Genomic DNA, 20797 nt, shown 5'->3' with positions numbered 1-20797 from the left:
ATGGCGAACCCCACCGGCTGGAAGCCCACGATGGAGAACGACGCGAAGCCCGGCGCCGCGGCGCCGACGGGCGCAGGGCTCGGCGGCGCGACCCGGGGCCTCGTGTACGAGGAGCCGCTCCTCTTCGAGCACGGCTCGCGCGGGCGCACCGGCGTGTCGCTCCCGCCCGCGCCGAAGGACTACGACCCGGCCCAGGAGATCCCGGCGGCGCTGCTCCGCGGCACGGTCGAGGGGCTCCCGGAGCTCTCCGAGCTCGAGATCGTCCGGCACTTCACCCGCCTGTCGGTCTGGAACCACGGCATCGACACCGGGTTCTACCCGCTCGGCTCCTGCACCATGAAGTACAACCCGAAGTCGAGCGAGGCCCTCGCGCGGCTGCCCGGGTTCGCGAACCTGCACCCGCTCGCGCCGCCCGAGCTCGCGCAGGGCGCGCTCGAGCTCATGTACCAGCTCGAGCGGGCGCTCTCCGAGATCGCGGGGTTCGACGCGACCACCCTCACGCCCGCCGCGGGCGCGCACGGCGAGCTGTGCGGCCTCATGCTCATCCGCGCCTACCACGAGGCGAAGGGGAACCCGCGGAAGAAGGTCCTCATCCCCGACACCGCCCACGGCACGAACCCGGCGTCCTCGGCGCTGAACGGCTACGCGGTCGTCCAGCTCGCCTCCGGCCCCGACGGCCGGCTGCACCCCGAGACCGTGCGCGCCGCCATGGACGAGGACGTCGCGGCGATCATGATCACGAACCCGAACACGCTCGGCGTGTTCGAGAGCAACATCGCCGAGATCGCCGAGATCGTCCACGCGAAGGGCGGCCTCGTGTACGGCGACGGCGCGAACATGAACGCGCTGCTCGGCGTGGCGCGCCCGGGCGACATGGGCTTCGACGTCATCCAGTACAACCTCCACAAGACGTTCGCGACGCCGCACGGCGGGGGCGGCCCGGGCTCCGGCCCCGTGGCGGTGAAGGCGGCGCTCGCGCCGTTCCTCCCGCTGCCCGTCGTGGTGAAGGAGGGCGAGACGTACCGCCTCGTCACCGACGTGAAGGAGCGGCCGAGGACCATCGGCCGCCTCCGCGAGTTCTGGGGCAACTTCGCGATGTTCGTCCGCGCGTGGGCGCTCGTCCGCGAGTACGGCCCGGAGGGCGTTCGCGCCACCGGCGAGCTCGCGGTCCTGAACGCGAACTACGTCCGCGCGCGGCTGAAGGACACCTTCAACCTGCCCTACGAGACCGCCTCGCTCCACGAGGTCGTCTTCGACGACAAGCACCAGCAGGCGGCCGGCGTCACGACGATGGACATCGCGAAGGCGCTCATCGACCAGGGGTTCCACCCGCCGACGATCTACTTCCCGCTCGTCGTGCACGGCGCGATCATGATCGAGCCGACGGAGACGGAGTCGAAGGAGACGCTGGACGGGTTCGTCGCCGCGATGAAGGCCATCGCGGAGGAGGCGAAGACGGACGCGGCGGCGGTCAAGGCCGCGCCGGTCCGCCCGGTGCGCGCGCGCCTGGACGAGACCCGGGCGGCCCGGAAGCCGATCCTGCGCTGGCGGCCCGGGATGAAGGTCGAGTAGGTCGGCGGCGGCCGCATTATGGGATTTCCGGGCGCCCTCACGGCGTCCGGAGGTCGTCATATGCGTACGCGATCGATCGTGCTCCTGGCCCTGCTCGCGCTGCCGGCGCTCGCCACCGCGCAGTACGATCCGAACGCCCCGCCGCCCCCGCCGCCCCCGTACGGGCCCCCGCCGTACGGTCCGCCGCGTGGCAGGCCACCGCAGCACGACACGGGCCTCGTGGTCGCTGCGCGGGTCGGCTACGCGTTCCCCGGCGGGAAGATCTCCGACGAGGGCGACCCCCGCCTCGACGACCTCCTCGAATACAAGATCCCGATCTGGTTCGAGCTGGGCTACCGCTTCAACCCGGCATTGTGGGGCGGCTTCTACTTCGAGTATGCGCCGATGTCGGTGAACCGGGACTTCTGCGTGGCGGGGCGGTCCTGCGACGGCCAGAGCTTCCGGTTCGGCGTGGACATGCAGTTCCACCTGGCCCCCCACCGTCCGGTCGATCCGTGGCTCGGGTTCGGCATCGGCTGGGAGTTCATCTCGGCCGACGCCTTCGACTCGACGGTCGGGAACATCTCGACGTTCAGCTACGACGGCCTCGAGTTCCCGCTCCTCGAGGCGGGGCTCGACCTCGCGCTGTCCCCCCGGTTCGCGCTCGGTCCGTTCATCTCGTACAGCATGGCCGAGTTCTCGAGCTTCAACATCTCGACGCCGGGGTTCGCGGACATCTCCGGCGACATCCACGGCCGGGCGTTCCACTCCTGGCTCCAGCTCGGCCTCAAGGGGACCTTCAAGCTGTAGGGAGCTCCCTCAGGGAACGGCGGGGCCGGCCGGCTCGACCGCGCCCACCCTCTCGCCGGGGTCCACGGTGTCACGCGCGGCGGCGCGGCGGGGGACGAAGCGGCGCCACATGAGCGCGAGCCCGGCCGCGAGGACCAGCGACGCGGCGAGCGCCCACGGGTTGCCGGGCGCCTCGCGGACGCGCACGAGCACCGCGGGGACCTCGCGGACGGCCCGGAGCTGGAGCGGGCGGTTCCCCGCGAGCGCCAGCTCGCCGTCGTCGCGGAGCCAGCGCGCCTCGACCGCCCCCGACGGCCCCCGCGCCCGCACGAGCGCCGCGCCGCCACCGCCCGCGATCGTCGCGACGCGGAGCGCCTCGATCCGCTCCCCGGCGACGAGGCAGCCCTGCCCTTCCGCGAGGACGCACCCGTCCCCGCCCGAGCCGAGCTCGGCGACGCGGACCTGACCGAGCTCCGAGAGGAGCGCCAGGCGCGCGCCGGCGCCCGACGAGAGCGGATCGTTGTAGCCGATGGCGTCCTCGCGCTCTCGCCCGTCGGCGCCGCGGACGAGGACCTCTGCCCGCGCGTCGCGGGGCATACCGCCTGGCAGCGTCTCGACGTCCAGCGACGCGAGCCGGACCTCGCCGAACCCCGGCACCGGCTGCCACCCCTCCGTCAGGATCACCTCGCCGCGCTCGGCGCCACGGAAACCGCCGACGGCGTGCGCCGCGAGCGCGAGGAGGAACCCGACGTGAACCACGGACGGTGCGTAGGACGACGGCGCGCGGACGCCGGCGCGCCACCGCCGGCTCACGGTGTCCCAGGTCGCGAGCACGGTGTTCAGGGCGTACAGCGCCGCGACCGGGAGCAACAGGTAGAACCAGAGGTGGACCCACGACGGCGGCGCGAAGAAGCCGCGCAGGTCGTCCATGCCGATGCCGGCCGACGCGCCGTCGCGCGTGCCGGCGAGGACGAACGAGCCCACCGCGAGGAGGACCACCGTCGCGAAGCCGCAGGCGAGCCCGAGGCCCTGCGAGCGCAGCCAGGCGAGGCGGTCCGGACGGTCGAGGCGGCTATCCGAAGGCATGCGAGGACCGCCCGAAGAAGAAGGAGGTGCCGACGTAGGCGACGAGCACGAACCCGAACCCGACCGCCGCGAGCGCCGGGCGGATCCAGGTCCGGCCCTGGAGCGAGGGCGTGAGCCGCACGTGCACGAACGCCGCGTAGTGGAACCACAGGATCACCGACCAGATCACCTTCGGATCCCACATGAACCAGGCGCCCCACGCGACGACGCCCCACACGCCCCCGGTCACCATCGAGAGCGACCACAGGCCGAAGCCCCACAGCGCGAGCCGGTCCACGAGGGCGACCCAGGCGGCGTCCCCGTCGCGCCACCACGCCGCGGCGGCGGCCGCCGCCGCCGCCCACGACGCGTAGGAGAGGAACGAGAGCGGGATGTGGAGCGGGTACCAGACCGTTCGCATGAGGGGCGGCGGCCAGCGGAGATCGCCCGGCATCGAGAGCGCCGCCGCGAGCGCGGCGCCGAGCACCGCGAGGAGCGGCACGAGGTACGCGCGCGCGGGGCGGAAGGCGACGACCGCGAGGAGCGCCGTCGCGAGGGCGGCCGCGTTGAACGACTCCATCTTGTTCGTGAGCGGGAAGAAGCCGATCGCCAGGCCCCGCCCCGCGGTCGCCGCGAGGTGGATGGCGGCCCCCGCCGCGAGCGGCCAGCGCGCGAGCGCCGGCCGGACGAGGACGGCGACGGCGGCCAGCGCGTACACCGCGGCGGCGGCCCAGAGCAGCGCCCCGAGGACGGGGTGCGCGGCGGCGGCGAGAGCGGGATCCGGAGGGCCCATGGTCGCGGCGGAGGATAGCCGAGGTGGTCGGGTGCCGAGAAGCGGGCGACCGATCGCCGGCCGCGCGGGCGCGTCGCCGCCACCATCCGTGCGCGGAGCGATCTACTCCGGGTACGGCCGCTGCCCGGAAGCGTGCGGCAGCACGACCTGCACCCGCGACGCGTGGCGCGACTCGAGCGTGTAGTAGAACGTGAGGCGGATCTCGTCGTTCTCGACCAGCCCGCCGGGCGGGTTCGGGAATGGCGCGGCGGCGCGCGTGGCGCGCACGATCTCGTTGTCCAGGAAGTCGAGGCCGCTGGGCTCGAGCACCTTCACCATCCGGAGCGCGCCGTCCGGCGCGAGCACGATCTGGATGCCGGTCGTGCGGTCGCGCTGCGGGAAGATGGTGCCGTCCGGATCCCGCGACAGATAGGCGCGGTTGGGATCCCACTCCCGGTAGATCGAGAGGCCGACGCGGTTGATGAAGGTCGCGTACTTGAACCCGCGGGTGTTCAGGGCGGTCGCGTCACCCTCCGTCACGTTCTCGAGGCGATCCGGCGACGGCCCGCCGGCGATCCGTGCGAGGCTCTGCGGATCCGGGATCAGCCGCGCGTCCATCCGGCCGGACCGCCGCTCGCCGCCGCCGTCGGGCGCGCCCGGCGGCCCCGGCACCGCGAGGCTGTCGCCGGTCCCGGGCACGCGCTGGCGATCCTCGCGCGGCACCACCGAGAGGAGCTCGCCGGAGCCGCGCTCATCCGGCTTTGGCGCGAGCGCGAGCCGCTCCTGCGCCGGCTGCTTCGGCGCGACCGGCCGCACCGCGCCGGTCCCGCCCTTCGGGCCTTCCTTGCCGGCCTTCGCCTCCGCCGTCTTCCCGCCCTCGCCCCGCTGCTCGACCGGCTGCGGCGGCTTCTTCGCGCCGTCCGACGGCATCGGGAGGGTGTTCTCGTACGCACGCGTACCGGCGAAGCGCGACCGCGTCTCCTTGTCGACGGTGTTGTCCCGATCCGAGAGGAACCTCGAGTCCTTCGGCGGCGTGTTGTTCTTCGACGGCGCGACGTCCACGATCTGCCCCGGCATCTTCTTCGGCTCCGGCGGCGGCGGCGCGGGGGGGGGCGGCGGCACGGGGACCGTGGGGGCGCGGAGAGGCTGCTGCGGCGGCTGGGCGCCGCCCGCGATGGCGCGGTTCGCCGCCCACTGCTGGGCGCTGAGCGGCGCGAGCGCGACGCGGGTCTCCCGGGGCGCCTTCGGCATCTCGAACGCGCCGACGCGAACGAGGAGCCAGATCGCGAGCGCGTTCAGCGCGAGCGAGACGACGACCGCGGCCGCAGCGCGCACGCCGGGCCGGTCCGTCACCCTCCGCCGCCGCAGGCTCGGTCCGAGAAACGCCATTCGCCGGGATGTTAACAGCGCTGCCGGCGGTTTCATCCCTCCGAGCGCCCGGCCCCTCCCCGTCGGGGAAGCGGTTGACCCCCAGAACCCGGGCAGATAATCAGCGCGCGCGTGATCTCCGAGCCCTCCACCTCCCCTTCCGTGACGTCGTGGCGGAGCCGCGCCTGGCGGGTGGCGGTCGGTTCCGTCCTCGCCGCCGGCCTGCTGTACGTGGCGGCGGTCGGGCTGGTGTCGCGGCCGGCGTTCCAGGCGGCGCTCCGGGACCGCATCGAGCGACTGCTCCGGGCGCGGGTCGGCGAGGTCGCCGTCGGCCCGGACGTGCACGTCGATCCGCTCTTTTGCGTCACGTTCGGCCCGGTGACGATCCCCGGCACGCACCCCGCCGATCCGCCGGTGATCCGGATCGCGCGCGTCCGCGTCCGGGCCCGGCTCTGGGCGCTCCTCGCGGGGCGGGCGGAGCCCGCGTCCGTGCGGCTCCAGGACGTGCGGGTCGAGGCCGGCACCGGCGGCGAGGCGCTCCGGGAGCTCGCGACGCGCCTGCCCCGGCGCGCGCCCCACCGGGTCGCGGCCGCCGCGATCGCGCGGACCCTCCCGGACGACGCCGCGGACGACCGCGGCGAGGACCCGCTCCTCTCCGTCCAGGACCTGTCCGTCCACCTCCCGGTCGGAGGCCGCGACCTCGACCTCGGCCCCGTGGACGCAACGATCCGCCGCGAGCGCGCCGACGGCGCCGAGCGCGTCGCCGGCGAGATCCTCGTCCCGGGCGGCGGGCGCGGCGTCTTCTCCGTCCGCCGGGACGGGTCCGGGTGGACCGGCGAGGCGCTCCTCGGGGGGGTCCGCCCCGCCGCGCTCCCCGCCGCGTTGCGCGACTGCGCGGTCACGCTCGAGCAGGGCTCGCTCTCGCTCGACGTGTCCGCGGAGGTGCCGCTCGATCTCTCGCGGGCTCGGGTTCGCGGGCGAGTCACCGCGACCGACCTGGTCCTCGCCGGGAAGCGGCTGGGCGCGGATCCCGTGGGGCCGCTCGCCGTCTCCGCCTCGGGCGCGGTCGACTGGGACGGCGCCGACCGCCGGGTGACGGTCCGCGACGGGACGGTCACGCTGCCCGGCGGCCTCGCGGTCGCGGTCGCGGGCGACGCCCGGCTCGGCCCCGGCGTGCCCTTCTCCCTCACCGTCCGCGCGGACGGGGTGGACTTCGCCGCCGTGGTCGCCGCATTGCCGCCGTCGCTCGCGCTGCCCGAGGACGCTCCACGCCCGGGCGGCACGCTCGACGCGCGCTTCGAGCTGGCCGGCCCGCTCCTCGCGCCCGCGGCGTGGACGGTCCAGGCGAGCCTCGACCTCGCGCGCATGCGCGAGGAGACGCGGCGCGCGCCCCCCGCCGCGCTCCGCGCGCCGTTCGTGTTCCACCCGGAGGTCGAGCGCGGGACGGCGCGCGCGATCGTGGTCGGCCCGCGCTCGCCGGACTTCGTGCCGGTCTCCGAGCTCCCGGTCCACGTGGTGCGGGCCGTGACCGCGAGCGAGGACGGCGGCTTCTTCGCGCACGAGGGGTTCGACTTCCAGGAGCTCCGGAACGCGTTCGCGGCCGGCGCGGAGAAGGGCCGCGTGGTCCGCGGCGGCTCCACGATCACCCAGCAGCTCGCGAAGAACCTCTACCTGTCGCGGGAGAAGACGCTCGCGCGGAAGGTCCGCGAGGCCGCGCTCACGATCGCCCTCGAGGCGACCGTACCGAAGCACCGGCTGCTGGAGATCTACCTGAACGTCGCCGAGTGGGGCCCCGGGATCTGGGGCATCGGCCCCGCCGCGCGCCACTGGTTCGGCAAGGACGCCCGCGAGCTCACGCCCAAGGAGGCCGCGTTCCTCGCCACCGTGATCCCGAACCCGGTCCGCTATCACGTGATGTGGGACCGCGGCACGCTCAGCGAGGCGTGGGAGCAGCGCGTCGACGAGCTGCTCCTCAAGATGCTCGAGCAGGGCGCGATCACCGACGACGCGCTCGCGACCGCGCTGCGCGAGCCCGTGGTGTTCGCCCGGCCCGACGCGCTGGCGCGCCCCTAACCCTGCCCTGGTCCCCGGTCGCGCGCGGCGCGCTCCAGCGCCGCGAGCCGCGCCTCGAGCGCCGCGACCCGCCGCGACGCCTCCCGCGCCCGCGCATACGCCGTGATGGCGAGCGCCCAGGCCCCGAGCCCGAACGGCAGCAGCACCGCGAGCGCGAAGAGGATCTCCACCGGGCCCATGCGACCGCGGGTGGGCCCCCCGGGTCAAGCCGCCCGCGCCGGACCTCGACGTCAGGCCGCCGCGGCGGGGGTGGCGCGCGGGCGCCCCTTCCGCCACGCCTGGAGCCGCTCCCACGCGACCGAGATCGCCCAGGTCAGCGCGACCATCGCGACCATGCCGCTCACCGTCGCTCCGAACGAGAGCGCCTTCCGGAGCGGCGTCGCGCCGAGGCGCACGGCGAGCCCGTCCATCAGCACGCCGTACGTCAGCTCCACGGACGCGATGTAGCCGACGAGGGACTGGCGGCCGAGCGTCGAGAGCCACGCGAGCGGTCGCTCCGCGCGGTCGGGCACGAGCTGCAGCAGCCCGGTGAACCCGGCGCAGATCCCGAGGCGCATCGCGAACCACGCGGGCGAGGTGCGCCAGAAGCTCTGGTACGCGTAGAGGTCCGGCCCGCGATCCACCGCCCACCCGAGCGCGAACAGCGCGGCGCCGAGCCCGAGCCAGCGCAGGGGGCGGCGGGGACCCGCCGCGAGCGGCGCGACCGCCGCGCCCGCGAGCAGGAACGCCACCCAGTTGAACAGGCTGAAGTTCGCGCGCGGCCAGCTCGCGTAGAGGTAGGCGAGCCCGACGTCGACGGCGCGGTTCGGCGCGACGCGCGCGGCGGCGTCAGCCGCCTGCCCGGCGCGCGGGAGGTCGTAGTGGCGGAGCACGTCGGCGATCGGCGGCGTCGCGAGCACGATCCCGAGCGCGGCGGCGCCGGCGAGGAGCGCGCCGAGCCGGCGCGGGCGCCCGACGGCGACCGCCGACAGGGCGAGCCCGACCGCGATGACGTTCAGAATGTCGACCTTGAGGAGGTCCTGCCAGCCGTCCGGCCTGCGCCACGCGCCGCCGAGCAGGTACTCGGCGAGCCGGAACCCGTAGGCGACGCCGAGGAGCCAGACCGCCCGGCGGAGCGCGCCTCGCCGGCGGTCGGCGGGCGCGACGCCCTTTCGCTCCTGCGAGGCGTCGGCGAGCGCCTGCGAGAGGCCCGCCATGTAGAGGAAGCCCGGGGCGGCGAAGCCGCCGAGCATCAGGAGGGCGGCGTACGGTCCGCCGTGGCGTGCCGCGGGCGAGAGCCACGCGTCGAGCACGTGCACCTCGACCATGAACAGCACGGCCAGGCCGCGCTGCCAGTCGAGCCAGAGCTTGCGCTGGGAAGCCGCCATGGGGGCGCGCACCTCGATGAGCGCTCGGCGCCAGGGCCCCTCGCCCCGTCGCGGCAGCTACTTGTCGCGGTAGGTGATGCGACCGCGGGTGAGATCGTAAGGGGACAGCTCGAGCTTGACGCGATCGCCGGGGATGATGCGGATGTGGAACTTCTTCATCTTCCCGGACGCGTACGCGAGGACCACCGGGCCCTGGTCGACCTTCACCCGGTACATGCCGCCGGCGAGCGCCTCCTCGACGGTGCCCTGTACCTCGATGCCAGCTTCCTTCTCGCTCATCGGACCTTTCCGAGGGGAGCCCCCAGCACGGGGCGGGCGGGCTCCTCTATAAGCGCGAGCGGCCTCGGTCGCCCGAGGCCGCCCGTTCGGTCAAACGATCGCAGGGCCTACCCGCGGCGGACGTTCGCCGCCTGGAGGCCCTTGGGGCCCTGGGTGACCTCGAACTCCACCCGCTCGCCCTCCTTGAGGGTGCGGAAGCCATCCATCTGAATGGCCGTGTGGTGAACGAAGACGTCCTCCCCGCCCTCCTGGGAGATGAACCCGTAACCCTTCGCGTCGTTGAACCACTTCACGGTGCCGTTCGCCATCGCTTCACGCTTCCTTTTGAGTCCCGGAACGGGCCGACCGCCGGCCCGCGGAGCCGTGGGGCACGGACCCTCGGCTCGGTCGCGAAATATCCCCGATACGAACGCGAACCGTCAAGCGAGGAGGCGCCAGAATTGCGCGGCAAAAGTGGACTTCCGAGGTCGGTCACGCCCGCGCGAGTTTCACTCAGGGAGAGCACCGAGGAGGACCCGGGCTCGCTCGCCGACGTCAGCGTCCGCGGCGAGCCCCTCCAGCATCCCCCGCGCCTCCCCGCGGGCATCCGGGAACGACAGGAGCGACTCCGCCCGCGCGAGCCGGATCCACGGATCCGCGGGCGCGAGCGTCGTTGCGACCTCGGCGCAGAACCGCGCCGCGAGCGGCTGCGCGAGCTTGCGGTGGGCCGCCGACAGCAACGCCCATGCTCCGGCATCCCTGTGGTTCGTCACGACCAGCCCCTCGAGGATCGCGCGGGCGATCTCGGTACGCCCGGCGGCCAGCTCCGCCTCGGCGAGGCACGCGACGGCGTCGCCCAGCTCCTGCGTGATCCCCTGCTGCTCCGCGAGCGTCGGCGCCGGCTCCGCGACGGGCGGCGCGCCCATGATCCGCTCCAGCATCTCCCGGAAGTCGTTCACGGTCGGTCTCCTCACGCGCGCACGTTGTTGATGATGGACATCCGCGTCTGGTGCATCGAGCCGAGGATGTTAGAGACGAGCCCGAACATCTCCTTCTGCTTCTCCATCACGCGCTGGAGCTCCATGATCTGGACCTGATCGATCTCGGGCGTGCCGCTCGACGACGAAGACGAGGAGGACCCGCCGCTCGACGCACCTCCGCCACTCGACGATCCGCCGAGGGCGTCGAGGGTCGTGGAGAGCTGCGACGCCGCGCCCACGATCTGCGGACCGAGCTGCATCAGGGCGGGGGCCGCCTGCGGGAACCCCAAGGCCGTGGCGCCCGCGGCGAGCGCCGGGCCGGCCACGACCTTCGCGACCGACTGCACCTCCTTGATGTCGAGGAGCGCGAGCCCGGGCGCGGCGACGGCCTTGAGGACTCCGCCCAGGTTGCCGAGCAAGCTGGACTTCTTCTTCGAGCCGCTGCTCTTGCTCGCGCTGCCCGAGGCGGGGGTGCTGGCCGCCTTCGTCTGGATCTCCTTCAGCTTCTTGTCGAGCTCCTTCTCGTACTTGTCCGAGACGTACATCATCAGGCGGAAGAGCCGCTCGTCCACGCTCAGCTTCGTGTCCGAGAGGAACCCGAGCGGGGCCTTCGCGGTGGGGGCCTTCGCGGTGGGGGCCTTCGCGGTGGAGGCCTTCACGCTGGCGGCGGTCGAGGCGCTCGGGGCGTACCCGACGCTCGCCGTCCGCCTCGCGATCGTGCGGCGGGTCGACGTCGCAGCGGCGCCCTTCCCCGACGCGGTCGTCGTCCCGAGGTCTCCCGCCTCGCCCTGCGAGAGGAGGACCCCTGCCGACGCGGAGCGCGGTGGGGCACCGGCGGACGCTCGCGCGGAGGTCGTCGCTCCCGGATCGGGTGGGGCGGCAGCGGCGGGCGCCGGGGCCGAGGTCGTGGCTGCGATCATGGCTCGAGGTCCTTTCGGTCGCGCGGGGGTCGGAGACGCCCGCGGGGTTCGACCCGCGCGAGAGCGCGCCCCGTGCCAGCGGCGCGCGCCGCGATCCCGCGGGGTTGGGCGAGCGACGGGTCCACGCCGGCACCCACGCGTCCGCGCGGCGGCCCGTTTGACGCCCGCGCGGCCGGCGCCCTAGATTGCCCGCGCATGCGCACGCTCGGCGTCGACCTCGGCCGCGTCCGGATCGGGCTCGCGGTGTCGGATGACGTGCTCCGCACGGCGCGCGCCCTCACCGTGATCACCCGGCGTGGAGAGCCGCGCGACCTCGCCGCCATCGCGGAGATCGCGCGCGACTACGAGGTGACCCGCGCGGTGCTCGGTCTGCCGCTCAACATGGACGGCACCGAGGGCGCGTCCGCCCGTCTGGCGCGGGCGTTCGCGCCGAAGCTCGCCGCCGCGCTCGGCGTCCCGGTGGAGCTCTTCGACGAGCGGCTCTCCTCGTTCGAGGCGGAAACGCGCTTGCGCGACCGGGGCGTTTCGTCGAAGGATGCGAGGTCGATGATCGACGCGGAAGCGGCGGCGGTGATCCTCCAGGGCTGGCTCGACCGGAGCGCGGCGTGAAGCGGCTCCTGCGGCTCGCGCTCGTCCTCCTCCTGCTCGCGATCGTGGCGGTCGGCGCCGCCGGCTTCGCCACCTGGCGGAAGCTCGAGGCGTTCCGCTCGACGCCGTACGGCGACCCCGACGAGAAGGTCGTGATCGTCCCGCCGGGCGCATCCGCCCGGGCGGTCGTCCGGCTCCTCGCGCACTCGGGCGTCCTCGCGGACGAGTCGCGGGCGTGGACGTATTTCCGTTGGGTGAAGCGCGATCGGCGCCCCTTTCGCGCCGGCGAGTACGCGTTCCAGGGGCCGCTCACGCCGGATCAGGTGCTCGAGCGCGTCTTCGAGGGGCAGGTGAAGCTGCACCGGTTCACGGTGCCGGAGGGGCTCCGCATCGACGAGATCGCGGACATCGTCGGGCGGAGCGGGCTCGCGCGCGCCGAGGACTTCGCCGCGGTGGCGCACGACCCCGCGGTCGCCCGTGCGCTGGGCCTGCCGTTCGACGGCCTGGAGGGCTTCCTCTTCCCGGACACGTACGCCTTCGCGAGGGGCACCTCGGCGCGGTCGATCGCGGAGGCGATGGTCGCCCGCTTCAAGGACGAGTACGCGAAGGCGGACGCGGCCCGCAAGCCCGGCGTCACGTTCGACATGGGACAGGCGGCGACGTTCGCCTCCATCGTGGAGAAGGAGACCGGACGGCCGGAGGAGCGCGCGCGGATCTCGTGCGTGTTCCGGAACCGCCTTCGCATCGGGATGCGGCTGCAGACCGATCCGACGGTGATGTACGCGACGCTGCTCCGCACCGGGCACTGGTCGAAGAACATCACCCGCGCCGACCTCGTCGCGCCGCATCCTTACAACACGTACACGACGGCCGGGCTCCCGCCCGGGCCCATCGCGAACGCCGGCGCCGCCGCGCTGCAGGCGACGCTCGCGCCCGACGACTGCGCCGACCTCTACTTCGTCTCACGGAACGACGGCACGCACGTGTTCTGCCCCGATCTCGCGTGCCACAACGCGGCGGTCCACGCCTGGCAGGTCGAGTTCTTCCGCCATCCGCGTGATCCGCGCCCCGCCTCGGCGCCTCGCGACGGCAGCGCGAGCCGCTGACGCGCCCGCTTCCCGCCACGCTCGGGACTCGACCGGGCCCGCGGACGGGGCGCGTCACACCCCGAAGGGTTTTGGAAAGATCGCGAGCGCCCCGCTCTGCAGGCCGCTCCTCCGCTCCTTATGCTCGTAGGGTCGGCGAGGTCGGCCGAGCGAGATCGAGGGACCGAGATGCGAGAGCCGAGAGAAGTGACCCAGCCCTCGGGCTGGGTTTCGAAGATCGCCAGCCTGCAGGATCGCCAGGGCTACTCCGAGCAGCACTGGGAGGGGTCCTTCGAGGACTACCTCGCCATCGTGCGGCAGAACCCGAAGGTCACGCGGACCGCGTTCCAGCGCGTCTACGACATGATCCTGTCGCACGGGAAGACGGAGTACATCGACAACAAGAAGAAGCTCATCAGCTACAACTTCTTCACCGATCCGGACTTCGGCGGGAAGGACGCGATCTACGGGCTCGACATCCCGCTCATGAAGCTCGTCAACGTCTTCAAGAGCGCGGCGCAGGGCTACGGCACCGAGAAGCGCGTCATCCTCCTGCACGGCCCGGTGGGCTCGTCCAAGTCGACCATAGCGCGGCTCCTGAAGAAGGGGCTCGAGGCGTACTCGAAGACGGCGGAGGGCGCCGTCTACACGTTCGCGTGGGACATCGAGCGGACCAACCCCGAGGGCCAGAGGCGCCGCGAGGTGATGCCCTGCCCGATGCACGAGGAGCCGCTCCACCTCATCCCGCACGAGTGGCGCAGCAAGATCTTCGCGGACCTCTCCCCCGCCGACTCCGGCTACAGCATCCCCGAGACCGGCGACCTCTGCCCCGCGTGCCGGTACGTCTTCAAGGAGCTGATGACCGAGTACAAGGGCGACTGGGAGAAGGTCATCCAGCACGTGAAGGTCCGCCGGCTCGTCCTCTCCGAGAAGGATCGCATCGGCATCGGCACGTTCCAGCCCAAGGACGAGAAGAACCAGGACTCGACCGAGCTCACGGGCGACATCAACTACCGGAAGATCGCCGAGTACGGCTCGGACTCCGACCCGCGCGCGTTCAACTTCGACGGTGAGTTCAACATCGCGAACCGCGGCATCATCGAGTTCGTCGAGATCCTCAAGCTCGACGTCGCCTTCCTCTACGACCTCCTCGGCGCGACGCAGGAGCACAAGATCAAGCCGAAGAAGTTCCCGCAGACCGACATCGACGAGGTCATCATCGGGCACACCAACGAGCCCGAGTACAAGAAGCTCCAGTCGAACGAGTTCATGGAGGCGCTGCGGGACCGCACGGTCAAGATCGACATCCCGTACATCTCTCGCCTCGACGAGGAGGTGAAGATCTACGAGCGCGACTACAACAGCCACAAGATCCGCGGCAAGCACATCGCGCCGCACACGCTCGAGATGGCCGCGATGTGGGGCGTGCTGACCCGGCTCGAGGAGCCGAAGAAGCACAACCTCACCCTCCTCCAGAAGCTGAAGCTCTACAACGGGAAGTCCCTCCCCAACTTCACCGAGGACAACATCAAGGAGCTCCGGAAGGAGGCGAACCGCGAGGGCATGGAGGGCATCAGCCCGCGGTACGTGCAGGACAAGATCTCGAACGCGCTCGTCTCGGACAAGGGCGATGGCTGCGTGAACCCGTTCATGGTGATGAACGAGCTCGAGGCGGGCCTCCGGCAGCACTCGCTCATCTCCTCCGAGGACCAGCGGAAGCGCTTCCGCGAGCTCCTCACGGACGTGAAGCGCGAGTACGAGGACGTCGTGAAGAACGAGGTCCAGCGCGCGATCAGCGCCGACGAGGACGCGATCACGAAGCTCTGCGCGAACTACATCGACAACATCAAGGCGTACACCCAGCGGGAGAAGGTCCGGAACAAGTACACCGGCCAGTACGAGGAGCCCGACGAGCGCCTGATGCGGTCGATCGAGGAGAAGATCGACATCGCGGAGAGCCGGAAGGACGACTTCCGCCGCGAGATCATGAACTACATCGGCGCGCTGGCGATCGAGGGGAAGACCTTCAACTACCGGACGAACGAGCGGCTGCACAAGGCGCTCGAGCTGAAGCTCTTCGAGGACCAGAAGGACTCGATCAAGCTGAAGAACCTCGTCGCCTCGGTCGTCGATCGCGAGACGCAGGAGAAGATCGACGTCGTGAAGCAGCGGCTCATCAAGAACTACGGCTACTGCGAGGTCTGCTCGACCGACGTCCTCAACTTCGTCGCGTCCATCTTCGCGCGCGGCGACGCGAAGGACTGACGCGCGCGGTCTCGCGAGGACGGGCGTCCACGACATGTCCCTCAAGATCAAGCAGGATCACGCCCGCTTCCGCGACATCGTGCGCGGCCGGATCAAGCGCAACCTGAAGAAGTACATCCAGAAGGGAGAGATGGTCGGGAAGAAGGGGAAGGACTTCATCACGATCCCCGTCCCGACCATCGACATCCCGCACTTCCGGTTCGGCGAGCGATCCCAGGGCGGCGTGGGCCAGGGCCAGGGCGACCCCGGCGATCCGCTCTCGCCCGCCGACGGCCAGGCCGGGAGCGGCCAGGCCGGCCAGGGCGAGGGGCAGCACATCCTCGAGGTCGACGTCTCGCTCGAGGAACTCGCGGACATCCTCGGCGAGGAGCTGTCGCTCCCGCGCATCCAGCCGAAGGGCAAGGACCGCATCGTCGCGACGAAGCTCCGGTACACCGGGATCTCGCCGTCCGGCCCCGAGTCGCTCCGGCACTTCAAGCGCACCTACAAGCAGGCGCTGCGGCGCCAGATCGCGAGCGGCTCGTACAACCCGAAGCGCCCGGTCATCGTGCCGGTGCGCGAGGACCGCCGCTACCGCACCTGGAAGCACGTCCCGCTCCCCGAGACGAACGCGGTCGTCATCTACATGATGGATGTCTCGGGGTCGATGGGCGACGAGCAGAAGGAGATCGTCCGCATCGAGTCCTTCTGGATCGATACCTGGCTCCGGAAGCACTACAAGGGCCTCGAGACCCGCTACATCATCCACGACGCGGTGGCCCGCGAGGTGGACCGGGACACGTTCTTCCACACGCGCGAGTCCGGCGGGACGATGATCTCCTCGGCGTACAAGCTCGCCCTCGAGCTCATCGAGACCGAGTACGCGCCGTCCGCCTGGAACATCTACCCGTTCCACTTCTCGGACGGCGACAACTGGAGCGCCGACGACACGCGGCTCTGCATCGAGCTGCTCCAGAACCGGATCCTCCCCTCGGTGAACCTCTTCTGCTACGGGCAGGTCGAGAGCCCGTACGGCTCGGGGCAGTTCATCAAGGATCTGAAGGAGACCATCGGCGCGCGGGAGAACGTCGCGCTCTCGGAGATCGCCGACAAGGAGGCGATCTACTCCTCGATCAAGGCCTTCCTGAGCTCGGGCAAGTAGGCGCGCCGCCATGGACAAGCACACCCAGCTCCCCGCCCGCCTCTACGACATCCGCAAGCGCGTCGAGGCCTTCGCCCACGAGTACGGGCTCGACTTCTTCGACACCGTGTTCGAGGTCCTCGGCTTCGACGAGATCAACATGGTCGCCGCCTACGGCGGCTTCCCGAACCGCTACCCGCACTGGCGCTTCGGCATGGAGTACGAGCGGCTCGCCAAGGGGTACGAGTACGGCCTCTCGAAGATCTACGAGATGGTCATCAACAACGACCCCTCGTACGCGTACCTGCTCGAGTCGAACATGGACGTGGACCAGAAGCTCGTCATGGCCCACGTGTTCGGGCACGTCGACTTCTTCAAGAACAACTTCATGTTCCGGCACACCAACCGGAAGATGATGGACCAGATGGCGAACCACGCCACGCGCGTGCGGCGCTACCAGGACAAGCTCGGCGTCGAGATGGTCGAGGACTTCATCGACCGCGCCCTCTCCGTCGAGAACCTGATCGACTACCAGTCACCGTACGTGAAGCGCCGCCCCGACCACGGGGACGCCGAGGGCGAGGAGCAGCGCCAGGTCGCGAAGGGCTTCAAGACCGACCGCGAGTACATGCGGGAGTACATCAACCCGCCCGCCTTCATGGCGGCGCAGCAGAAGAAGCTCGACGAGGACGCCGCCCGGAAGAAGAAGTTCCCCGAGCGGCCGGAGCGGGACGTCCTCCTGTTCCTCCTCGAGAACGCCCCGCTCGAGCGCTGGGAGCACGACGTCCTCTCGATCGTCCGCGAGGAGGCGTACTACTTCGCGCCGCAGGGCCAGACCAAGATCATGAACGAGGGCTGGGCGACGTACTGGCACTCGAAGATCATGACGGAGAAGGCGCTCGACGCCTCCGAGATCATCGACTACGCCGACCACCACTCCGGCACGCTCGCGACGCACCCCGGCCAGCTCAACCCCTACAAGCTCGGCGTCGAGCTCTGGCGCGACATCGAGGATCGCTGGAACAAGGGGCGCTTCGGCAAGGAGTACGACGAGTGCGACTCCTTCGTGGAGCGCAAGCACTGGGACAAGAAGCTCGGGCTCGGCCGCGGGAAGATCTTCGAGGTCCGCAAGCACTACAACGACGTCACCTTCATCGACGAGTTCCTCACCCTCGAGTTCTGTCTGGAGCAGCGGCTCTTCACCTTCGGCTACAACGAGAAGCACCAGCGCTGGGAGATCATGGAGCGCGACTTCAAGAAGGTGAAGGAGAAGCTGCTCCACATGCTGACCAACTTCGGCCAGCCGGTGATCGCGGTCGAGGACGGCAACTTCGAGAACCGCGGCGAGCTCTACCTCGTGCACAAGCACGACGGCGTGGACCTCAAGCTCGACTACGCGCGGGACACCCTGCGCAACGTGCAGTCGCTGTGGCGCCGGCCGGTGAACCTCCACTCGAAGGTGGAGGGGCGGGGCACCCTGTTCCGGTTCGACGGCAAGGAGCACTCGGATCGGCGCGCGGAGCTGTAGCCTGTAGTCGGAGGTGGGCGCGCCTCCCGGGGAATTTCGGTTTCGCCGCGGGTCCTGCTAGATTCGCGCCCGAATGTCCGACCGCCGCCCCGACGACGTCCCCCGCCGCCGCGCACCCGTCATCATCGCCGGCCTGGGCTTCCTCGCCATCCTCGGCGTCGCGCTCGCAGGCGCCGCCGGCCGGCTCCGCGCCGGCTCGACGCCCGCCGAGACCGCGCCGGCGGTCGCGGCGGCCCCCCTCGTCGCCCCGACACCGGCGAGCGCGCCCGCGATGCGGCCCGCGCCGCCGCCGGAGAAGTTCAGCGCGATCACGGTCCGGCTCGGCCGCAACCAGACGGTGGCGCAGGCCCTCATGAAGCTCGAGCTGCCGGTCGCCGAGGTGAAGGCGGTGGTGGCGTCGCTCACCGGCCTGTTCCCGTTCCACCGCGCGCGCCCCGGCGATCAGCTCCGGATCGAGCGGCGTGACGGCGACCCGGCGCTGCACCGGCTCAGCTACAGGCAGGGCGCCGCGGACGAGTGGATCGTGGAGCGGCTGCCGGACGGGACGCTCCGCGGGACGAAGCGCCCCGTCGTCCTCACGACCGAGGTCGCGCGGGTGGCCGTCCAGATCCAGGGCTCGCTCTGGGCGTCGCTCGAGCGAACCGGCGAGGATCCCGAGCTGGCCGTGCTCGCCTCGGACGTGCTCGCCTGGGACGTCGACTTCTACCAGGACGTCCGCGCCGGCGACTCGATGCGGATGGTGGTCGAGAAGGTGTACGCGGACGGCAAGCTCCTCCGGTACGGGGAGGTCCTCGCCGCGGAGTACGCCGGCTCGACGACCGGCCGGAAGCGCCTCTTCCGCTGGACGGATCCCGAGGGGCAGACGAGCTACTACGACGACGAGGGCAACAGCGTCCGTCGCGGCTTCCTCAAGTCGCCGCTCAAGTTCGCGCACGTCACCTCGGGCTTCGGGAACCGGAACCACCCGCTCCTCGGGTACATGCGCGCGCACGAGGGCGTCGACTACGGCGCGCCCATCGGCACCCCGGTGTGGGCGGTGGGCGACGGCCGGGTGGAGCAGGCGGGCTGGAACGGCGGCTGCGGGAAGTCCGTGATCCTGAAGCACCGCAACGGGCTCGAGACGGTCTACTGCCACCTCTCGCAGGTCGCGGTGTCGGCCGGCAAGCCCGTCGCGCAGAAGCAGATCATCGGCTACACCGGCTCGACCGGCCTCTCGACCGGGCCGCACCTCCACTACGGCGTGAAGCAGGGCGGGCACTACGTGAACCCGCTGCAGCTCAAGATCCCGCGCGACGCGCCGGTCCCGGCGAAGTGGCTCCCGGACTTCCACGAGAAGGTCTCGCCGGTACGGGCGCAGCTGGAAGCCGAGGACGTCACCTAGGGGGCTGCGCCCCTCTCCCCGCCTGCGGCCCTGACGATTCATCACATCTCGGACCGCCGCGACCGTCGCCGCAGGGACGCTCGTCTGTGTTGGCGAGCGGGGAAGGGGCTCTAGAAGAAGGGGGACGGCCGGGGCGTGGCCGCGGGGCGAGACGTCGCCGCGTGGATCGGCCACCAAGAAGCCTGCGTCGCGACGACGGCGATGGGGCCTGGCCAGCCGGAGGCTTCGGGAGGGCGCTCCGGCGCGCCTGACGGTCACGTCGGCCCGGTCAGGGCCGCGGCGGGAACTTCGGAGCGCGCACCCGCCGAGCCGGCGTCGCGGCGCCCCGTCGCCGCGGTGGCCTTGCGGGCCGGCGCGTACCTGTCCATCCATGCATCGCCGAAGATTTTCCGTGCGGCGAGCAAGTTGTGCCGAGCGCAGAGGAGGCGAACGTTCTCGATCGTCGGCTTCCCGCCGAGCGCCTTCGGCTGGATGTGGTCGTACTGGAGACGTTGGCGCGAGCCGCAGACGCCGCCGTTCTCGAGAGCCCACTGGCAGCAGCCGCCGTCCCGCACCCACACCGCCCGCTTCACCTCCGCCGGGATGTGGTCCGGTCTCGACGGCCGCTTCTCGCGCCGCGGCTTCTCGACCAGGCCCTTCCGCTTCTTGGCCCGGTCGAGGAGGAGGTCGAGCGCGGCCTCGAGTATCACCTCGGTGCTCGCCCCCGGGTGCGAGTGGGAGAGCGCGTCCCTGGCGTCGGCAACCTTCGCCTCGAACCGCTTCGTGACGGTGAGGTGCATCCGACGGAGGTCGGCGGTGAGCGGCTCGAAGGTCGGCGGCGTCGTCCGGGAAATCGGGGCATTCACGGTCCGTGTGGCCACTTTGGCATCGACGAGTTCTGCCGGCGAACCGGGCGCAATGACACAGGCGGTCGCCGGCGCGCCGAGCTCGAGCACTGCGGCGGGTTCCGGGTCGCGGACTGGTGGCGCCGCGGCCGCGACGCGAACAGTCGTCACGACCTCCCGACGCGGAGGCCGCTCCACCGGCTTCAGCTCAGCGACGACCGCCCGCGCCTCCTGCTTCGAGAGGTGGAGGAACCGGGGGATCACCTGGTCCCGGTTCTCCGGCGTGAGCACCTGGGCGAGCTCGCCGACGGTGGAGAGGCACAGCTTGCCGTCCTCGAGCGGCTCGACCAGCTCGGGGAAGCGCTGGATGAGCTCGGCGGCGGTCTTCCGGTAGAAGGCCGCGCTCTTCGACAGCCCGAGCTCCCGGTTCAGGTAGGTGAAGAGGCTCGGGTAGCCGAGCTCGACCCACAGCCGCTTCTCGTCGAAGCCGGCCAGGGCGACGAGGAAGGCCGCCATCGCGTGGTGCTCGCGGCGGAGGAGCTCGGAGAGGCGGTTCGAGGAGTCGCGGGCGTTCATGCGGGCATCGTCTCACGCGAATTCTCACCCTCCGCAAACGCACGGATTCGAGCACTGGCGCGAGAATTGGCGAGCCGCCTCGCGCCGCGGTTCGGACGCCGCTCGCGACGCGCAACGCGCGCGGGGCGCTGCGGGAGAGGCGTCCTCGCGTGGGCGCGACGCGCGATCCGCGAAAGCGCCGGAGACGTGTCAACCGCCCGACGCGATCGGTTGGGTTCCCCCGAACGCGCCCGCATCCGCGTCTCGCGCCAGGAGCTCGCCGTCATCGCGACGCAGGCTTCTTGGTA

At 71.6% G+C, this 20797-nt stretch carries 19 protein-coding genes; 9 read left to right on the top strand and 10 right to left on the bottom strand.

Annotated elements, in window-relative coordinates; genetic code table 11:
* Nucleotides 1–1572: an aminomethyl-transferring glycine dehydrogenase subunit GcvPB gene (gene gcvPB / locus AMOR_RS25840; protein ID WP_248355474.1), complete on the top strand. Its 1572-nt coding sequence runs from the start codon at nt 1–3 to the stop codon at nt 1570–1572.
* Between the two features lie 60 nt (nt 1573–1632).
* Entirely contained in the window at nt 1633–2361 is a 729-nt protein-coding gene (locus AMOR_RS25835; protein ID WP_248355471.1) for a hypothetical protein, read from the top strand.
* A 9-nt stretch (nt 2362–2370) separates the two neighbouring features.
* Here AMOR_RS25835 and AMOR_RS25830 read toward each other — a convergent pair whose 3' ends face one another.
* The 3 genes from AMOR_RS25830 to AMOR_RS25820 form a co-directional block, all read right to left on the bottom strand.
* A complete protein-coding gene (locus AMOR_RS25830) occupies nt 2371–3426 on the bottom strand; it encodes a hypothetical protein (protein WP_248355469.1) in 1056 nt (351 codons plus the stop codon).
* Nucleotides 3413–4198, bottom strand: a complete 786-nt coding sequence (gene ccsA, locus AMOR_RS25825) for a cytochrome c biogenesis protein CcsA (RefSeq protein ID WP_248355468.1) — start codon at nt 4196–4198, stop codon at nt 3413–3415. The genes AMOR_RS25830 and ccsA overlap by 14 nt, the downstream gene beginning before the upstream one ends.
* 102 nt (nt 4199–4300) lie before the next feature.
* Entirely contained in the window at nt 4301–5566 is a 1266-nt protein-coding gene (locus tag AMOR_RS25820; protein ID WP_248355467.1) for a TonB family protein, read from the bottom strand.
* Between the two features lie 111 nt (nt 5567–5677).
* Here AMOR_RS25820 and AMOR_RS25815 point away from each other — a divergent pair, with 111 nt between their 5' ends.
* Nucleotides 5678–7618, top strand: coding sequence for a transglycosylase domain-containing protein (locus tag AMOR_RS25815; RefSeq protein ID WP_248355465.1), 1941 nt, complete (start codon nt 5678–5680; stop codon nt 7616–7618).
* Here the strand turns inward: AMOR_RS25815 and AMOR_RS25810 are convergent.
* The 6 genes from AMOR_RS25810 to AMOR_RS25785 form a co-directional block, all read right to left on the bottom strand.
* On the bottom strand, nt 7615–7788 hold the full coding sequence (locus tag AMOR_RS25810; RefSeq protein WP_248355463.1) for a hypothetical protein: 174 nt from the start codon (nt 7786–7788) through the stop codon (nt 7615–7617). The two genes, AMOR_RS25815 and AMOR_RS25810, sit on opposite strands and share 4 nt — an antisense overlap.
* 60 nt (nt 7789–7848) lie before the next feature.
* Complete coding sequence (locus tag AMOR_RS25805; RefSeq protein ID WP_248355461.1) at nt 7849–8985, bottom strand: acyltransferase family protein; 1137 nt, start codon at nt 8983–8985, stop codon at nt 7849–7851.
* A 57-nt stretch (nt 8986–9042) separates the two neighbouring features.
* The gene (gene infA, locus AMOR_RS25800) at nt 9043–9264 is read right to left on the bottom strand and encodes a translation initiation factor IF-1 (RefSeq protein ID WP_059437797.1); all 222 of its coding nucleotides are present in this window, start codon (nt 9262–9264) and stop codon (nt 9043–9045) included.
* A 107-nt stretch (nt 9265–9371) separates the two neighbouring features.
* Nucleotides 9372–9572 carry a cold-shock protein gene (locus AMOR_RS25795; protein WP_248355459.1) on the bottom strand — a complete coding sequence of 67 codons (201 nt, stop codon included), beginning with the start codon at nt 9570–9572 and terminating at the stop codon, nt 9372–9374.
* Nucleotides 9573–9752: 180 nt separating this feature from the next.
* The gene (locus AMOR_RS25790; protein ID WP_248355457.1) at nt 9753–10217 is read right to left on the bottom strand and encodes a hypothetical protein; all 465 of its coding nucleotides are present in this window, start codon (nt 10215–10217) and stop codon (nt 9753–9755) included.
* Nucleotides 10214–11143, bottom strand: a complete 930-nt coding sequence (locus tag AMOR_RS25785; RefSeq protein WP_248355456.1) for a hypothetical protein — start codon at nt 11141–11143, stop codon at nt 10214–10216. The genes AMOR_RS25790 and AMOR_RS25785 overlap by 4 nt, the downstream gene beginning before the upstream one ends.
* A 195-nt stretch (nt 11144–11338) precedes the next feature.
* On the opposite strand from AMOR_RS25785, the gene ruvX reads away from it, so the two are divergent.
* The 6 genes from ruvX to AMOR_RS25755 all read left to right on the top strand — a co-directional run bounded on the left by ruvX (nt 11339) and on the right by AMOR_RS25755 (nt 19110).
* Nucleotides 11339–11752, top strand: coding sequence for a Holliday junction resolvase RuvX (gene ruvX, locus AMOR_RS25780; protein ID WP_248355454.1), 414 nt, complete (start codon nt 11339–11341; stop codon nt 11750–11752).
* Complete coding sequence (gene mltG, locus AMOR_RS25775) at nt 11749–12837, top strand: endolytic transglycosylase MltG (RefSeq protein WP_248355452.1); 1089 nt, start codon at nt 11749–11751, stop codon at nt 12835–12837. Before ruvX ends, mltG begins: the two co-directional genes overlap by 4 nt.
* Nucleotides 12838–13005: 168 nt before the next feature.
* On the top strand, nt 13006–15081 hold the full coding sequence (locus AMOR_RS25770; protein WP_248355450.1) for a PrkA family serine protein kinase: 2076 nt from the start codon (nt 13006–13008) through the stop codon (nt 15079–15081).
* A gap of 34 nt (nt 15082–15115) precedes the next feature.
* Nucleotides 15116–16222 carry a DUF444 family protein gene (locus AMOR_RS25765; RefSeq protein WP_248355449.1) on the top strand — a complete coding sequence of 369 codons (1107 nt, stop codon included), beginning with the start codon at nt 15116–15118 and terminating at the stop codon, nt 16220–16222.
* 10 nt (nt 16223–16232) lie between these two features.
* Nucleotides 16233–17729 carry a SpoVR family protein gene (locus AMOR_RS25760; RefSeq protein ID WP_248355447.1) on the top strand — a complete coding sequence of 499 codons (1497 nt, stop codon included), beginning with the start codon at nt 16233–16235 and terminating at the stop codon, nt 17727–17729.
* 73 nt (nt 17730–17802) lie between these two features.
* Nucleotides 17803–19110, top strand: a complete 1308-nt coding sequence (locus AMOR_RS25755) for a peptidoglycan DD-metalloendopeptidase family protein (protein ID WP_248355445.1) — start codon at nt 17803–17805, stop codon at nt 19108–19110.
* A gap of 254 nt (nt 19111–19364) precedes the next feature.
* Here the strand turns inward: AMOR_RS25755 and AMOR_RS25750 are convergent, their stop codons facing one another.
* Nucleotides 19365–20510: an HNH endonuclease gene (locus tag AMOR_RS25750; RefSeq protein ID WP_248355443.1), complete on the bottom strand. Its 1146-nt coding sequence runs from the start codon at nt 20508–20510 to the stop codon at nt 19365–19367.
* Nucleotides 20511–20797 lie beyond the last annotated feature (287 nt).

The sequence above is a fragment of the Anaeromyxobacter oryzae genome (assembly GCF_023169945.1).
In the GTDB taxonomy this organism is placed as follows: domain Bacteria; phylum Myxococcota; class Myxococcia; order Myxococcales; family Anaeromyxobacteraceae; genus Anaeromyxobacter; species Anaeromyxobacter oryzae.
The sequence above is the reverse complement of the archived record's forward strand: the minus strand, read 5'-3'. Positions and strand labels throughout refer to the sequence as shown.

What these genes read in the sequence shown, in the direction of transcription:
- gcvPB (WP_248355474.1), top strand. Translation starts at nt 1, where the DNA reads ATGGCGAACCCCACCGGCTGGAAGCCCACGATGGAGAACGACGCGAAG.
- AMOR_RS25835 (WP_248355471.1), top strand. Translation starts at nt 1,633, where the DNA reads ATGCGTACGCGATCGATCGTGCTCCTGGCCCTGCTCGCGCTGCCGGCG.
- AMOR_RS25830 (WP_248355469.1), bottom strand. Translation starts at nt 3,426, where the DNA reads ATGCCTTCGGATAGCCGCCTCGACCGTCCGGACCGCCTCGCCTGGCTG.
- ccsA (WP_248355468.1), bottom strand. Translation starts at nt 4,198, where the DNA reads ATGGGCCCTCCGGATCCCGCTCTCGCCGCCGCCGCGCACCCCGTCCTC.
- AMOR_RS25820 (WP_248355467.1), bottom strand. Translation starts at nt 5,566, where the DNA reads ATGGCGTTTCTCGGACCGAGCCTGCGGCGGCGGAGGGTGACGGACCGG.
- AMOR_RS25805 (WP_248355461.1), bottom strand. Translation starts at nt 8,985, where the DNA reads ATGGCGGCTTCCCAGCGCAAGCTCTGGCTCGACTGGCAGCGCGGCCTG.
- infA (WP_059437797.1), bottom strand. Translation starts at nt 9,264, where the DNA reads ATGAGCGAGAAGGAAGCTGGCATCGAGGTACAGGGCACCGTCGAGGAG.
- AMOR_RS25795 (WP_248355459.1), bottom strand. Translation starts at nt 9,572, where the DNA reads ATGGCGAACGGCACCGTGAAGTGGTTCAACGACGCGAAGGGTTACGGG.
- AMOR_RS25785 (WP_248355456.1), bottom strand. Translation starts at nt 11,143, where the DNA reads ATGATCGCAGCCACGACCTCGGCCCCGGCGCCCGCCGCTGCCGCCCCA.
- ruvX (WP_248355454.1), top strand. Translation starts at nt 11,339, where the DNA reads ATGCGCACGCTCGGCGTCGACCTCGGCCGCGTCCGGATCGGGCTCGCG.
- AMOR_RS25770 (WP_248355450.1), top strand. Translation starts at nt 13,006, where the DNA reads ATGCGAGAGCCGAGAGAAGTGACCCAGCCCTCGGGCTGGGTTTCGAAG.
- AMOR_RS25765 (WP_248355449.1), top strand. Translation starts at nt 15,116, where the DNA reads ATGTCCCTCAAGATCAAGCAGGATCACGCCCGCTTCCGCGACATCGTG.
- AMOR_RS25760 (WP_248355447.1), top strand. Translation starts at nt 16,233, where the DNA reads ATGGACAAGCACACCCAGCTCCCCGCCCGCCTCTACGACATCCGCAAG.
- AMOR_RS25755 (WP_248355445.1), top strand. Translation starts at nt 17,803, where the DNA reads ATGTCCGACCGCCGCCCCGACGACGTCCCCCGCCGCCGCGCACCCGTC.
- AMOR_RS25750 (WP_248355443.1), bottom strand. Translation starts at nt 20,510, where the DNA reads ATGAACGCCCGCGACTCCTCGAACCGCCTCTCCGAGCTCCTCCGCCGC.